This is a genomic window from Corynebacterium striatum (assembly GCF_016728105.1).
GTDB lineage: Bacteria > Actinomycetota > Actinomycetes > Mycobacteriales > Mycobacteriaceae > Corynebacterium > Corynebacterium striatum.
In genome coordinates this window covers 954,473-968,235 of record NZ_CP068158.1, presented here as the reverse complement: position 1 = coordinate 968,235, position 13,763 = coordinate 954,473, and the positions used below count along the sequence as shown (strand labels likewise).

The window sequence follows — 13,763 nt, the reverse complement described above, 5'->3', positions numbered from 1 at the left end:
AATTTATTCGCCAGAATTCATTAGGTGCAGGTACTCGGACGCCCGGCTACCATTTCGCGCGCTTAAAGCACTAAGGTTGTGGTTACCGCGAAACCCCTCTTGGCCTTTAAGGAGTGCCCTTAACTCATGAGCGATTACCACGTTCGTACTGGTGGCGACGACCCAAACAAGGTAGCCCTCTACGGCTTGACCTTCGACGACGTTTTGCTTTTGCCGGCAGAATCCAACATCGTTCCGTCCGAGGTGGACACCTCGGCGCAGTTCACCCGAAACATCCGTCTTGGTGTGCCACTGGTTTCCGCTGCTATGGATACCGTTACCGAGGCCCGTATGGCTATCGCCATGGCACGTCAGGGTGGTATTGGCGTCCTGCACCGCAACCTGTCCACTGAGGACCAGGCCACCCAGGTCGAGATCGTTAAGCGCTCCGAGTCCGGCATGGTTACTGACCCAGTTACCGCAACCCCGGACATGACCATCCAGGAAGTAGACGAGCTGTGCGCTCGTTTCCGCATTTCTGGCCTGCCGGTTGTAGACGCTAACGGCACCCTGGTGGGTATTTGCACCAACCGCGACATGCGCTTCGAGCCGGACTTCGGCCGCAAGGTTTCCGAGATTATGACCCCGATGCCGCTGGTCGTGGCTAAGGAAGGCGTGGCCAAGGAAGAGGCGCTCGCGCTGCTGTCCTCCAACAAGGTGGAGAAGCTGCCTATCGTCGATGATGACAACAAGCTCGTCGGCCTCATCACCGTCAAGGACTTCGTAAAGACCGAGCAGTTCCCTAACTCCTCCAAGGATTCCTCCGGACGCCTGCTGGTGGCAGCGGGTATCGGCACGGGTGAGGAATCCTATGCTCGTGCAGGCGCGCTTGTCGACGCCGGCGTTGACGTCCTCGTCGTCGACTCCGCTCACGCGCACAACAACCGCGTGCTGGAGATGGTTTCCCGTGTACAGAAGGACTTCGGCTCCAAGGTCGATGTCGTGGGCGGCAACCTCGCTACCCGCGAGGCGGCGAAGGCCATGATTGAGGCCGGCGCGGACGCTATCAAGGTTGGCATCGGCCCAGGCTCCATCTGCACCACCCGCGTCGTCGCGGGCGTCGGTGCTCCGCAGATCACCGCCATCATGGAAGCTGCGGCAGTGGCTGGTCCAGCTGGCGTGCCGGTCATTGGAGATGGCGGCATGCAGTACTCCGGCGACGTCGCCAAGGCATTGGCCGCTGGTGCCGACACCGTCATGCTGGGCTCCATGTTCGCAGGCACCACCGAGGCACCTGGCGATATCGTCGTGGTCCAGGGCAAGCAGTACAAGCGCTACCGCGGCATGGGCTCCATGGGCGCTATGCAAGGCCGTGGTCTGAGCGGCGAGAAGCGCTCCTACTCCAAGGACCGCTACTTCCAGGCCGACGTTAAGAGCGAGGACAAGCTGGTTCCAGAGGGCGTCGAGGGTCGCGTTCCTTTCCGCGGTGACATCGATGCCATCGTGCACCAGCTCATCGGTGGCCTGCGCGCTTCCATGGGCTACACCGGTTCGGCCACCCTCGAGGAGCTGAAGACCAAGAGCTTCGTCCAGATCACCGCGGCGGGCCTGAAGGAATCTCACCCGCACCACCTGCAGCAGATCATCGAAGCTCCGAACTACCGCTAAACGAATCTTTCGAGGAAAGAGAACATGCGCGATTACGTTGAAATCGGTATCGGCCGTGAGGCACGCCGTACTTACGATCTTGATCAGATCTCTTTGGTCCCTACCCGCCGTACCCGCTCGTCGAAGGACGTCGACACCACCTGGAACATCGACGCTTATACCTTCGACATCCCGTTGGTATCGCACCCCACTGACGCTTTGTCCACGCTGGAGTTCGTCATCGAGATGGGCAAGCAGGGAGGCTTGGGCGTCATCAACGCGGAGGGTCTGTGGGGCCGTCACGCGGACCTAGAGGAAGCCTTGGCGAAGGTCACCGAGAATCCTTTTGACCTTTCCACGCTGCAGGAGCTGCATGCAGCGCCGCTGAATGAGGAGCTGTTGGCAGAGCGCATCGCACAGGTGCGTGACTCCGGCGTGACCGTGGCGGTGCGTGTGTCGCCGCAGCGCGCGCGGGAATTGGCGCCGGTGGTCATCAAGGCCGGCGCGGAGATTCTGTTTATTCAGGGCACGTTGATTTCTGCGGAGCACGTGCAGCAGGGCGGTGAGCCGCTGAACTTGAAGGAGTTCATCGGTTCCATCGATACGCCGGTTATCGCTGGCGGCGTGGCGGATTACACCACTGCGTTGCACCTGATGCGTGCTGGCGCTGCCGGCATCATCGTGGGCTCGGGCGTTAACACCAACGCGGAGACCGTGGGTATTGATGTACCCATGGCCACCACCATCGCTGACGTCGCTGCCGCTCGCCGCGACTACCTCGACGAGACCGGCGGCCGCTACGTGCACGTGCTTGCCGACGGCGACATCTTCACCTCCGCAGACATCGCCAAGGCGATCGCGTGCGGTGCTGATTCTGTGGTCTTGGGTCCGGTTTTGGCCCGCGCTGCAGAGGCAGGCGGAAAGGGCTACTACTGGCCTTCGACCGCAGGGCACCCACGCTTCCCGCGCGGCGTTATCGAGGCTGCGGACATGGACCTCATCGCGGCAGGATACGCGCCGTTGTCGGAGCCGGAGCAGGTTTCGCTCGAGGTCATCTTGCACGGCCCGTCTAATGAGCCGCACGGCCAGCTGAACCTGGTCGGTGGACTCCAGCGTGCGATGGCCAAGTGCGGCTACACGGACTTGAAGTCATTCCAGAAGGTTGGCCTGGCAGTACGCTAACCGACCTTTGCCCGACTGCGGCGGCGTGCCTTCCACGGCACCCGTCGCAGTTTCGGTTTTGTGCCGCGGGCAGGCACCATCGTCTGTAGTACCGAGGCCATGATAACCAGCGCGATGGCCAGCAGCTTCAACGGACTGAGGTTCTGCGACAGCAGCAGCCAGCCGAAGAAAGCGGCAAACACCGGCTCGAGTGCCACGAGGATGGAAAAGACGTTGGGGTTGAGGCTTCGCAGAGCTGTGATTTCCAGGGAGTAGGGGATGAGCGAGGCGAGCAGACCCGTGCCGAAAGCAAGCAGCAGCAGATGGGAATCGGAGACGAGCACCACGGCGCCTTGGCCGCCCATCGGCAGCAGGGCGATGCCGCCGATTGTTAGCGCGACCGCTAGGCCGTCTTGGCCGGAAAACAGGCTTCCTGCTTTCTTCGAGGCCAAGATATAGGCAGCCCAACAAGCACCGGCGACCAGCACGAGCCCGACGCCGACGGGGTCAAGCGGCTCGCCGGTCAGCGAATCCCAGCCCAGCAGGCCGAGGCCGAAGACGGCGAGGGCGACGCAGACGGCGTCGCGAAGCGAACGCGATAAAAACGCCGCCAGCAGCAGCGGGCCGATGAACTCGATGGTCACCGCTGGGCCGATAGGGATGCGCGCGATGGCCGCGTAGAAGAAGCCGTTCATCATGCCCAGCGAGAGACCGAGCGCAGCTGCGGTGAGCCACTGCTCGCGGCCCCAGGTGCGCACCTTTGGCCGGCTGATGAGTAGCAGGACGGCCGCCGCCATCAGCAGGCGCAGGGCAGCGGTGCCCCAGGTGCCGCCGTCGTCGAAAAGCTGCACTGCGAGCGCCGCACCGAGCTGCAGGGAGATGCAGGATCCGATGACGCACAAGATAGCGAGAGGATTTGTCATGCCCATATTGTGCGGCAGAGGCAAACTGTTAGTCTATCTACACTTTTTGACATGTACCTGTAAGGAAAACTGCAATGTTGGATTTGCATCGCCTCCGCGTGCTTTTTGAGCTGCAACGCCTCGGAACCGTAACCGCAGTGGCGGAAGCTTTGCAGTACACCCACTCCGCTATCTCGCAGCAACTCGCGCAGTGGCGATCGTGCCGCGGCTGTTCCTGCCAAATCTCGGCAGCGTCCGCGTGCTGGACCTACCTGGAAATAGCACCCGCACGCTATACACAGCAGTCCGCTCCGGCCGCGAATCCCACCCCGGTCTGGCAGCATTCCGCGCCGCTTTAGCCACGGTAACGCAGCACGCGCTCGTCCGCGCGCCAGAGCCCGAAGTGTAGCGGCCACCGCTTCCCACAACGAACTGGGGTACCCCGTATTTAAAGGCGGTTCAATGGGCTAAACTGTAGCGCGTGACTAACCCAACCACTACTCCGCGTCCAGTCCTCGTTGTGGACTTTGGTGCTCAGTACGCGCAGCTCATCGCACGTCGCGTCCGTGAGGCCAACATCTACTCCGAGGTTGTTCCTAACTCTGCCACCGTGGAAGAAATCAAGGCCAAGAATCCGGTCGCTCTGATTCTTTCCGGCGGTCCGTCTTCTGTCTATGAGGATGGCGCTCCTTCTCTGAAACCCGAGCTGCTTGAGCTGGGCATCCCGGTCTTTGGCATCTGCTACGGCTTCCAGGCTATGACCCAGGCGCTTGGCGGTACCGTGGCGTCGACTGGCTCCCGTGAATACGGCCGCACCGACGTCAACGTTTCCGGCGGCGTCCTGCATCAGGGCCTCGAGGCTACACACAAGGTGTGGATGTCCCACGGCGACTCTGTCTCCAAGGCTCCGGAAGGCTTCGAGGTCACTGCCTCCTCGGCGGGTGCGCCGGTGGCGGCTTTCGAGTGCGTCGCCAAGCGCATGGCGGGCGTGCAGTACCACCCTGAGGTTCTGCACTCTCCGCACGGCCAGGAAGTGCTCACCCGCTTCCTCACCGAGGTTGCAGGCCTCGAGCAGAACTGGACCGCAGACAACATTGCGGAGCAGCTCATCGCTGATATCCAGAAGCAGGTTGGTCCTGAAGGTCGCGCTATTTGCGGTCTGTCCGGCGGTGTGGATTCTGCTGTGGCTGCCGCGCTCGTGCAGCGTGCCATCGGCGACCGTCTGACCTGTGTCTTTGTGGACCACGGTCTGCTGCGCGCGGGTGAGCGTGAGCAGGTGGAGAAGGACTTCGTGGCGTCGACAGGCGCAAAGCTCGTCACCGCAGACGAACGCGAGGCGTTCCTTGCCAAGCTCGCCGGCGTTACCGAGCCGGAGGCCAAGCGCAAGGCAATCGGTGCGGAGTTCATCCGCTCCTTCGAGCGTGCTGTTGCAGGCGTGCTTAACGACGCCCCCGCAGGTTCCTCCGTTGACTTCCTGGTCCAGGGCACGCTGTACCCGGACGTCGTGGAGTCCGGCGGCGGTGACGGTACGGCGAACATCAAGTCCCACCACAACGTGGGCGGCCTGCCTGACGACGTCGAGTTTGAGCTCGTCGAGCCGCTGCGCCTGCTGTTCAAGGACGAGGTGCGCGCCGTGGGCCGCGAGCTGGGCTTGCCCGAGGAAATCGTGGCGCGCCAGCCGTTCCCGGGCCCGGGCCTGGGCATCCGCATTATCGGCGAGGTTACTGAAGAGCGTTTGGAGACCTTGCGCGCGGCAGACCTCATCGCGCGTACCGAGCTGACTGCCGCTGGCCTGGACGGCGAGATCTGGCAGTGCCCGGTGGTACTGCTTGCCGACGTCCGCTCCGTCGGCGTTCAGGGCGACGGCCGCACCTACGGCCACCCAATCGTGCTGCGCCCGGTATCTTCTGAGGATGCCATGACCGCAGACTGGACCCGCCTGCCGTACGATGTGTTGGAGAAGATCTCCACCCGTATCACCAACGAGGTCAAGGACGTTAACCGAGTGGTCTTGGATTGCACCTCCAAGCCGCCAGGAACCATCGAGTGGGAATAATCCCGCCTACCCCGCAGCGCCTCGCCGAACTCCGGCGGGGCGCTGCGCGCGTTTTAGACTGCTGCCATGGCCGAATTCAACGGCTTCGCCCAGGGCGAGTATGGCCTGCCCGGCCCGCTGCGCGACGAGCTCGTCGCTGCCATCCTTGCTGGCGCAAAGACCGCAACGTCCTCTCTCTACGCCGCGTACGGCGACGAGCCTCTGCCGCGCGTGGGCGAGGGCGAGATCCTCCTCGACTCCGCGGGTGCGCCCGTCGCGGTCCTGCGCACCACCGACGTCGAGCTGCGCGCGTTTGGCGACATCGACGCTGACTTCGCCCGCGCCGAGGGCGAGGGCTTTACCGATGTCGCCGCCTGGCGCGCCGCCCATGCGGACTTCTGGGGCGAGCACCCGCTTTCCGATGCCTCCCTCGTCGTCGCCCAGCGCATCGCCCTCGTCGCAGTGCTCGGCCAGCCCATCACCCGTGCTCATCCCGCGGACGCCCCGGCGCTCGCCCGGCTCGAGGACGTGTGCTTCCCGCCCGTGCAGGTCGCCGCGCCCGTGCAGGTCGCCGCGCGTTTGGCCGCATTCCCGGAATGCTTTTGGGTCCTGCGCGAGGACTCCGGCATCGTTGCCGCCGTGAGCGGCTTCGCAACGAACCGCCGCGACCTCACCGACGATATGTACGCCGACGCCGCCGCGCACGAGCCCGACGGCGCGTGGCAGATGATCTTTTCGGTCATCACGGACCCAGTCCGCCGCGGCGAGGGTCTGGCCACCCGCGTCCTCGATCGCGCCATCGCGGATTCCCGCGCACGCGGCCGCGCCGGCCTGGTGCCCACGTGCAAGGACGAGCTCGTCGGGTTCTACGCGCGGCTCGGATTCGTCGACGAAGGCACGAGCGCCTCGACTCACGGCGGCGTGGTCTGGCACCAGATGCGACTGTCTTTTTAGAAAGCGGCATGCCGAATCGCCCCGGCCGCGGCCGGGGTTTCGTTTGTGGGGGTTAGTCCACGGTGCAGAGGTAGCGCTTGCCGTAGGGCGTGACGTACCAATAGTTGCCCTCGGCATCACGGGTATACGAGTCCCCGTCGGCCTTGCGTCCGTTATGGAACCGGCATAACGGTACGAGGTTCGCGACGTTCGTGTCGCCGCCCTTGTTCCGCGGGATGAAGTGGTCACGCTCGCACAACAGAGCCGGGGTCACACATCCTGGGTGAATACACTGCGGATGCAGCGCAAACGCCATGAGTGTTTGCTTCTCGTTGAAGATCGGCGTCGACTTAAAGCAATCCACCGGCTCGCCCCAATTGGTCACCAGGGTGACGTAGCCGACCTCGGCCAGCTTTTCCTGAGCCAATAGGCGCGCCGGGCGCACCGTCCCGTCCGTGGCGCGAATGAGCTTGTCTTCTTTGAGGTATTCCTCGTGCTCGTCGAGACGAATAACTACGTGCGCAGCACGGGCTGGGGCCTGAATTTGCTCCCCGCCAGCGACGAACTGTTTGAACCCGTCGAGCAGGTCGTCGCCAGGCAGCGCGCCGAGCATGTCCATCAGCCACGGGTCTTGGGTGTTAATCACCAAACGGTGCCAGCCGTCTTTGCCATAGGTATGGCGGGCAGACTCCACGCGGGTCTTCGGCTTGGCAAGACTCGCGCCGACCTCATCGAGCTTGGTCTCCGCCGTGCCACACAAGGTCACGCGGGCGGCGTTGGGGTCGTCGCAGCGCGCGGCGAGCACCTCGATGCGGGCGAGCACGCGCAGGGAATGGCCGGCAGCGCGGGCGGCCTTGCGGGCCTCGGCGATGCCTTTGGGCTTAGTGCGCCAGTAGACGGCGGCCAAGGGGTGGATGAACTTGGCGTCGGCGAGTGTTAGGCCGCGGTCGCGGAGTTCAGCCACGGTGAGGCCAGCGGCTTCCTTGAGAGAATCGACGCCGAGAGCAAGAGCATCGAAGATGGAGACGGTCATGCCACGGAGGATAAAGAGGCATCGGAAAGCCTGCAACCGATTGTCCAATGTATTAGTCGAACAGGGGTATTCGAACAGGGGTAGACCTAGAGTTGGGCGATGGAGGCACAGAGCGCGTCGACGTCCTCGTCGCGCGTGGACCAGGACGTGCAGAAACGCACCGCGTGCAGGCCTTCGTGTTCCTCGAAGAACTGGCAGACGTAGTTCTCGGACAGCGCGGCCTCCTGATCAGGCGTGAGGAGTGCGAATTGCTGGTTGGTAGGCGAGTCGAAGAGTATCTGAATGCCGGCGGAGGCGATGCGGGCGGCCTGCTCGTTGGTGTGAGCCATGCTCGACTCGTAGAGGCTGTCGGTGAAGAGGGCCTCGCTTTTGGAACTCCAGAAAACGGCATCGATGCCCGCATCACGCTGCGATCAGAGCCCTACACACAAACAACTTGACACGCTCCTCGGCAGTGGTCTTCTGCTTGAGCTAAGGGGCGACGAGACATATCCCTAAAACTGCGGATAACCCAATTTCGATATGGGAATTCATTGAGCCTATTCCGCCATTTTGCAGCGAAATAGATGCCTACGTTCTCCTTGCAACAGAATTTAAAACCGACGAGAAGTACTGCTCAGTACATGGGGATTTCTGGACCTTGGCCACGGAATTTTTCGGTCAAAAACCCGAATTCGACTTCCCATATATGAAATTTACTCGGTAAGAATGAAGGTTCCTTTTTCTGCCGAGAAACGACATCAGTCTGAGCTGCTTCACGCGTGGTAAATGCAGCCAATATTTCTGGGCTCATTTCCTGGTAGCGCACGGAGGAATGTTGCGCATACCCTTCTCTAAAAACGAGATAGACAAGTTTCGGGAAACGAGACTTGTTTAGTTTTCCTTCCCAGCCTTGAAGGGGAACTTCTTCAGTCCAACAGGTTATACTTGGAGAATCAACATGCTCGGCCATGGCACTTTCCTGCTCTTTGGTTAAAGCGATTCCGACAAATTCTTCGGCATACGTAGCTTCCGTACGCGCAAAGAGCACAAGAACTTTAGCCTGGTTGCTGCTATTTGAAGTTCTACCTATTAAACCTTGCATGCTTCTCCAAACAGTCGCAGTGTAAGTTTTATCGTCGTCTTCGATAGTTCCTGTTGTCGTGCCAATAAGGCTTGTATCCATTAAGCCATGGTAATGAAACTCAACATTTTTCTGTTCGAGTTTGGATTACCCTTGGTTGTAAGAGCGCGTAGGAACACCAGACTATAATGGTGTGTCCCGCCATACCGTCCAATACTGGTACTTAAGTTTACTCTCGTGGTTGATGTAAGTTACTGGACGACTACACCGTGCCGAATTCGGCGGGTTGCGAGATATAGACCATCGCGGGCTCGACGGCGTGCGTCGAGGACGGCGGGATGGGCGGTCTGGTTGTAGTCGTTGCCGAAATGAATCATGCAGCCAAGCTACTCGTAGCGCAGCGCCTCAATCGGGTCGAGTTTTGCCGCCTTGCCGGCGGGGTAGTAGCCGAAGAAAAGCCCGATGGCGAGGGCGAAGAGCAGCGAGACCACAATCGCGCCGAGCGGTGGGAACACGAAGTAGCCCATGAGCGACGAGCCGATCATGCCCGCCACAGAGCCGAGCACCACGCCGATGAGCCCACCGATGAGACACACGATGATGGCCTCCGTCACGAACTGCAGGCGGATGTCACGCCGCCGCGCGCCGAGCGCCTTGCGCACGCCAATCTCGCGGGTGCGCTCCGTGACGGTAATCAGCATGATGTTCATAACGCCGATGCCGCCGACGAGCAGCGAGATCCCGCCGATTGCCGCAATCGCCGCGGACAACGCCGTGAGCAGCTGGTTGAGGCTCGCGAGGTCCTTGCTGAAGTCGGTGACCTCGACGCGGTAGTCCTCGTTGTCGGCGTACATCGAGTCGAAGGCCGCTTGGAGCCGCGCGCCGAGCGCGGCCTTGTCTGTGCCGGCCGCCGCCCGGATGGACACGGAGGAAAAGGCCTCGCCGGCTAAAGGGGCATCGGAAAGCTGGGCAGCGAGGGGGTAGGGCACGAGCGCGTGTTCGGGCCCGCCGCCACCGATGAGCGCGCCGGTGGCGTGGCTGTCGTAGACGCCGATGACGGTGAGCTCCAGATCCGTGCCGTCGAGCGGAGCAAAATTCAGTGTCTGGCCCACCGGGTCGGCGTCGCCGAAGAGCTCGGTGGCGGTCGCGGCAGAGAGCATGGTCACGGCACGGTCGGCCGCGATGTCGTCGTCCGTGAGTGCGCGGCCGGTGCGGACAGTGAACTGCGAGGCCGTCACGTAGTCCGGGTTGGTGGGTTGCACCATCACCGCTGAGCTTTTCGATGCCCCTTCAGGCGTCAGGTCGCCTGGATACGTGTCGTATTCGCCGATGATGACGCCCTCGACGTCGGGCGCCAGTGCCGTGCGAACCTGCTCCAGCTGTTCGGGGGTGAGGAGGGAGTCGGGGTCGTCGACGGAGGACTCGACGTTGTAGTCGGTCTCGCCTTCGTCGGTGCGCTCCTTGACCTGGACCTGGAAGTTATTGGCGCCGACCTTGTCGAGGTCAGAGGTGAACTGGCCCTTGAGCGCGGAGCCGAGGGTGAGGATCGCGATGACGGCGGCAATGCCGATGATGACGCCCAGCAGCGTGAGTAGCGAGCGCATCTTGTTGGTGCGCAGCGAGGTGAGCGCCATGCGCAAAGATTCGGTGAGATTCATTTCAGCACCCCGTCCGTCATGGTCACGGTGCGCGAGCACTCAGCGGCAAGCTCCGGGTTGTGGGTGATAAACACGATGGAGGTGCCGTGCTCGCGGTTGAGCTCGTGGAAGAGGTCCATGACGAGGCGGCCGGTCTGGGAGTCAAGGGCACCGGTGGGCTCGTCGGCGAGGATGACCTCCGGGTTGTTGGCGAGCGCGCGGGCGATGGCGACGCGTTGCTTCTGGCCGCCGGAGAGTTCGTTGGGCAGGTGGCTGGCGCGCTCGGACATGCCGACGAGGTCGAGGAGCTCGGCGGCGCGGCGGGAGCGCTCGCGGCGGGGCACGCCGGCATAGACCATGGGCATCTCCACGTTGGCTAGCGCGGTGATGCGGCCGATGAGGTTGAAGTTCTGGAAGACGAAGCCGAGCTTGTCGGCGCGCAGGCGGGCGAGTGCGTCATCGTTGTAGGTGGAGACGTCTTCGCCGCCGAGGAAATACGTGCCCGCGGTGGGGCGATCGAGCAGCCCTATGATGTTCATGAGCGTAGATTTGCCGGAGCCGGACTGGCCGATGACGGCGACGAATTCGCCAGGTTCCATCGAGAAGTCGCAGCCAGGCAGGACGGTGATTTCGGCGTCGGTGCCCTCGTTAAAGCGCTTGACGATGCCCCGCATGTCGATGAGGCTCATTTCTCTCCGCTCGCTGCGTCGGGCAGGTATGCCTGCTGGCCGACGTCGCCTTCGTGGGCCGCGCCCTGGGTGAGCACGCGGTCGCCGCGGCGGAGGCCAGAGGTGACGGCGGCTTCGAAATCGGTGCGGGTGCCCAATTTCACGTCGCGGCGCTCGATGGTGCCGGAGCCGGAAACGACGAGCACGGCTTTGTCGCCGTCGATGAGCGCGCTGAGCGGAACCGTCAGCGCGTCTTTGTCCTCGTGCGTGACGACCTTGACCTTTGCCGTGGAACCTAGACGCAGGCCCTCGCGGTTGCCGTCCACGCGGACTTCGATGGGGAACTCGGCCTTCCCCGAACCCGCGCCGGTACCGTTCCCCGCCGGCGTGGAGGCCCCGGAGTCGGCGGCCTCGGCGGGCGCGGCGGAGACGGGCGAGATGAAGGACACGGTGCCCGTGTATTCCTTATGCGGCTGGCTGGGGGAGGTGAACGTGACGCGGTCGCCGACCTTGATATCCGCGATGTCGGCTTCCTTGACCGTTGCCTTGACGAGGAGGGACGAGTCATCCGCGATCGCGAGCAGCGGCCCCTCGGCGGGGCGGCCTTGCTGCGCGGTGACGGACGTGATCACTCCATTAAGCGGAGAAAATAGGTGAGAACCGGAGATGTCGAACTCGAGTTTCGCATTGGCTTCCTCGGCGGCGACGCGGGCGCCCGCGGCGGACTTGAGGGCGTGGTCGACGGCCTGGGATTGCGTGGCGATTTGCTGTTGGGCGCCGAGCTCTGCGGCGCGCTGGGCGAGCTGGGCGTCGGAAAGCTGGGCGTAGGCGGCGTTGGCGGCGCGCTGCTTGGATCCCACCTCGCGGTCGACGGCCTCGAGCGCGTGGGCGTAGGACTCCTCGGCGTGGTCAACCCGGTTCTGGGCGTCGCTGACCGCGTCATCCGCCTCGACCGAGGCGAGCAGCGACGTGGCAATGGTGGCGCCATCCGCGGTGCCCTCGCCAGCAGCACCGAGCGTGGCGAGCGCGGCCTGTAGCGATGCGTTATTCGCGGTGCGCAGCCCGGCGCGGGCCGTGTCGACCGCGGCAGCGGCCTCGGCGACCGACGGATCGGAGGCAGCGCGGGAGTCGGCGACGGCCCGCGCGGCGTCGTCGTAGGCGCGCTGCGCGGTATCGACGGAGGCACGCGCGGCGTTTACCTCGCCGTTGAGCCCCTGATCCAGCGCGTCTTGGGAGTGCGCCAGTTCCAGCTGCGCGGCCTCGATCTGGTTGAAGGCCGTGATTTCCTCTGCAGCCTGGGACGCGCGTTGGCTGTGCAACTCGCGCTCGGCGGCGGAGGTGTCGAACGAGGCGAGCTCCTGGTTAGCTTTGACCCGTTGGCCGACTTTCGCGTCGAGCGTGACAATGGGACCCGTTTGCGTCGTGGCGAGCGAGACCTCGCGCGCCGCGGCGATGGTGCCCGTTGCGGGCACGGACTGCGTGATGTCCTTCGCCGCGACGGTCGTGACATCGGCGGCGGTGAGCACCACGCCGTCGGGGCCGAAGGTGAGGTAGTAGGCACCGCCACCGCCCGCAGCGAGGATGGCGAGGGCGGCGGTGGTGAGGGCGATAGTCTTCTTTTTCATTACTCGTGAATAGTAGTAGTGCCAATTCCGTTATCGATAATTAACGTTAGCTTAGCGCCGGGATCGGTGCGCGGAACGCAGTTGCTCTCACCAATGCCGGTGTCGCATTCGAGCGCGATGGGCAGATTGTCCGGCAGGTAGACATCGATGCTGCCCACGCCGTTATCGATGGTGAGCGTGCGGGGCTTATCGAGCGTGAGCTCGCGCAGGTCGATGGTCATGGATCCCACGCCGTTGGAGAAGGTGTCCGGCAGGTCCGCGGCGTCGCGCACGGTATAGGTGACCGAGCCCGCGTGGTTCTTCGTGTTGTCTTCGGACGCGGCCATTGCCCATATAAATGAGATGCCCACGATGACAGCGGCGCTCACGGCGACCGTCGCGATGAGACCCTCGTGGGATTTCTTCTTGGGTGCGGGGGCGGGCGCGGGGTCTGGCAGGTCCCAGGCCTCGGGCACCGTGCCCAGGGGATCCCAGGACGGTGGGGTCGTGCGCCCCGGCGGAAACGGGTAGCCCTCGACGGGGGTGAAGGCGGACATATCGGGCCCCGGGGCGGCGTCGGGGACCGGCGCCGCGAGGAGGCCGGCGGGCGGGATGGGTTGGCGTTGGTGCAGTCCGTACCAGGCTACGGCGGCGAGGATGAAGATGACGACGGTGGAGAGGGTTTGCTTCTCGCCGAATAGTGGGCCGAAGCCGGCCGTGGCGGCGAAGAGAATGATAAGCCCGACGGCGAGGCTGGATTCGGACTTCGGGCCGTCGGCCTTGCCAAAGAGGTCCTGGACGGGTGCGGTGGCCTTGCCGTAGAGCGGCATGCACATCCACGCCAGGGCGTAGAGCGCGATGCCGCCGCCGAGGACGAGCGCGGTAACAACGAAAGCCACGCGGACGAGGACTGGGTCGATTTGGTAGCGCACGCCGATGCCTTCGCAGACACCGGCGATCATGGCATTGCCGCCCTGGTTACTCGGGATGCGGGGCGGGCGCGTGTCCCACATCTGGTTGAGAGTCGCGGTGTTCATACCTATATCGTGACGCACTGCGAGGTAAGCCACCATCGGGGAACTCCCTGATTTTTGAACTTCA

13 protein-coding genes and 1 pseudogene are annotated in these 13,763 nt (G+C 63.4%); 5 read left to right on the top strand and 9 right to left on the bottom strand.

Annotated features, from left to right (window positions below):
* Positions 1–126 precede the first annotated feature (126 nt).
* Entirely contained in the window at positions 127–1,647 is a 1,521-nt protein-coding gene (gene guaB / locus I6I72_RS04485) for an IMP dehydrogenase (RefSeq protein WP_005527889.1), read from the top strand.
* Positions 1,648–1,671: 24 nt separating this feature from the next.
* Complete coding sequence (locus I6I72_RS04480; RefSeq protein ID WP_049152208.1) at positions 1,672–2,808, top strand: GuaB3 family IMP dehydrogenase-related protein; 1,137 nt, start codon at positions 1,672–1,674, stop codon at positions 2,806–2,808.
* Here I6I72_RS04480 and I6I72_RS04475 read toward each other — a convergent pair.
* The gene (locus I6I72_RS04475; RefSeq protein WP_049166704.1) at positions 2,805–3,710 is read right to left on the bottom strand and encodes an EamA family transporter; all 906 of its coding nucleotides are present in this window, start codon (positions 3,708–3,710) and stop codon (positions 2,805–2,807) included. The two genes, I6I72_RS04480 and I6I72_RS04475, sit on opposite strands and share 4 nt — an antisense overlap.
* Positions 3,711–3,784: 74 nt before the next feature.
* On the opposite strand from I6I72_RS04475, the pseudogene I6I72_RS13980 reads away from it, so the two are divergent.
* The 3 genes and pseudogenes from I6I72_RS13980 to I6I72_RS13645 form a co-directional block, all read left to right on the top strand.
* Positions 3,785–3,901, top strand: a pseudogene (locus I6I72_RS13980) (LysR family transcriptional regulator); the annotation flags it as partial.
* Between the two features lie 269 nt (positions 3,902–4,170).
* Complete coding sequence (gene guaA, locus I6I72_RS04465) at positions 4,171–5,745, top strand: glutamine-hydrolyzing GMP synthase (RefSeq protein WP_046646758.1); 1,575 nt, start codon at positions 4,171–4,173, stop codon at positions 5,743–5,745.
* A gap of 66 nt (positions 5,746–5,811) precedes the next feature.
* On the top strand, positions 5,812–6,678 hold the full coding sequence (locus I6I72_RS13645) for a GNAT family N-acetyltransferase (protein WP_080970016.1): 867 nt from the start codon (positions 5,812–5,814) through the stop codon (positions 6,676–6,678).
* A gap of 52 nt (positions 6,679–6,730) precedes the next feature.
* Here the strand turns inward: I6I72_RS13645 and I6I72_RS04450 are convergent, their stop codons facing one another.
* From I6I72_RS04450 to I6I72_RS04420, 8 genes are all read right to left on the bottom strand, one after another.
* The gene (locus I6I72_RS04450; RefSeq protein WP_049151989.1) at positions 6,731–7,690 is read right to left on the bottom strand and encodes an HNH endonuclease signature motif containing protein; all 960 of its coding nucleotides are present in this window, start codon (positions 7,688–7,690) and stop codon (positions 6,731–6,733) included.
* Between the two features lie 86 nt (positions 7,691–7,776).
* The gene (locus I6I72_RS04445; RefSeq protein WP_005532241.1) at positions 7,777–8,019 is read right to left on the bottom strand and encodes a hypothetical protein; all 243 of its coding nucleotides are present in this window, start codon (positions 8,017–8,019) and stop codon (positions 7,777–7,779) included.
* 287 nt (positions 8,020–8,306) lie between these two features.
* The gene (locus I6I72_RS04440; RefSeq protein ID WP_005527900.1) at positions 8,307–8,855 is read right to left on the bottom strand and encodes a hypothetical protein; all 549 of its coding nucleotides are present in this window, start codon (positions 8,853–8,855) and stop codon (positions 8,307–8,309) included.
* 149 nt (positions 8,856–9,004) lie between these two features.
* Positions 9,005–9,130, bottom strand: a complete 126-nt coding sequence (locus tag I6I72_RS13815; protein ID WP_255313631.1) for a hypothetical protein — start codon at positions 9,128–9,130, stop codon at positions 9,005–9,007.
* A gap of 9 nt (positions 9,131–9,139) precedes the next feature.
* Positions 9,140–10,411, bottom strand: coding sequence for an ABC transporter permease (locus tag I6I72_RS04435; protein ID WP_005527902.1), 1,272 nt, complete (start codon positions 10,409–10,411; stop codon positions 9,140–9,142).
* Positions 10,408–11,079 (bottom strand): ABC transporter ATP-binding protein, encoded by a 672-nt coding sequence (locus tag I6I72_RS04430; RefSeq protein ID WP_049063266.1) that lies wholly within the window; start codon positions 11,077–11,079, stop codon positions 10,408–10,410. The genes I6I72_RS04435 and I6I72_RS04430 overlap by 4 nt, the downstream gene beginning before the upstream one ends.
* The gene (locus I6I72_RS13810) at positions 11,076–12,683 is read right to left on the bottom strand and encodes an HlyD family efflux transporter periplasmic adaptor subunit (RefSeq protein ID WP_201807531.1); all 1,608 of its coding nucleotides are present in this window, start codon (positions 12,681–12,683) and stop codon (positions 11,076–11,078) included. Before I6I72_RS13810 ends, I6I72_RS04430 begins: the two co-directional genes overlap by 4 nt.
* Positions 12,683–13,735 (bottom strand): PspC domain-containing protein, encoded by a 1,053-nt coding sequence (locus I6I72_RS04420; protein WP_049063263.1) that lies wholly within the window; start codon positions 13,733–13,735, stop codon positions 12,683–12,685. The genes I6I72_RS13810 and I6I72_RS04420 overlap by 1 nt, the downstream gene beginning before the upstream one ends.
* Between the last annotated feature and the right edge of the window lie 28 nt (positions 13,736–13,763).

Bases quoted from the DNA above. Each gene is read 5' to 3' on its own strand.
- I6I72_RS04420 (WP_049063263.1), bottom strand. From the start codon at position 13,735: ATGGTGGCTTACCTCGCAGTGCGTCACGATATAGGTATGAACACCGCG.
- I6I72_RS04475 (WP_049166704.1), bottom strand. From the start codon at position 3,710: ATGACAAATCCTCTCGCTATCTTGTGCGTCATCGGATCCTGCATCTCC.
- I6I72_RS04450 (WP_049151989.1), bottom strand. From the start codon at position 7,690: ATGACCGTCTCCATCTTCGATGCTCTTGCTCTCGGCGTCGATTCTCTC.
- I6I72_RS13815 (WP_255313631.1), bottom strand. From the start codon at position 9,130: ATGATTCATTTCGGCAACGACTACAACCAGACCGCCCATCCCGCCGTC.
- I6I72_RS13645 (WP_080970016.1), top strand. From the start codon at position 5,812: ATGGCCGAATTCAACGGCTTCGCCCAGGGCGAGTATGGCCTGCCCGGC.
- I6I72_RS13810 (WP_201807531.1), bottom strand. From the start codon at position 12,683: ATGAAAAAGAAGACTATCGCCCTCACCACCGCCGCCCTCGCCATCCTC.
- I6I72_RS04430 (WP_049063266.1), bottom strand. From the start codon at position 11,079: ATGAGCCTCATCGACATGCGGGGCATCGTCAAGCGCTTTAACGAGGGC.
- I6I72_RS04445 (WP_005532241.1), bottom strand. From the start codon at position 8,019: ATGGCTCACACCAACGAGCAGGCCGCCCGCATCGCCTCCGCCGGCATT.
- I6I72_RS04440 (WP_005527900.1), bottom strand. From the start codon at position 8,855: ATGGATACAAGCCTTATTGGCACGACAACAGGAACTATCGAAGACGAC.
- guaB (WP_005527889.1), top strand. From the start codon at position 127: ATGAGCGATTACCACGTTCGTACTGGTGGCGACGACCCAAACAAGGTA.
- I6I72_RS04435 (WP_005527902.1), bottom strand. From the start codon at position 10,411: ATGAATCTCACCGAATCTTTGCGCATGGCGCTCACCTCGCTGCGCACC.
- I6I72_RS04480 (WP_049152208.1), top strand. From the start codon at position 1,672: ATGCGCGATTACGTTGAAATCGGTATCGGCCGTGAGGCACGCCGTACT.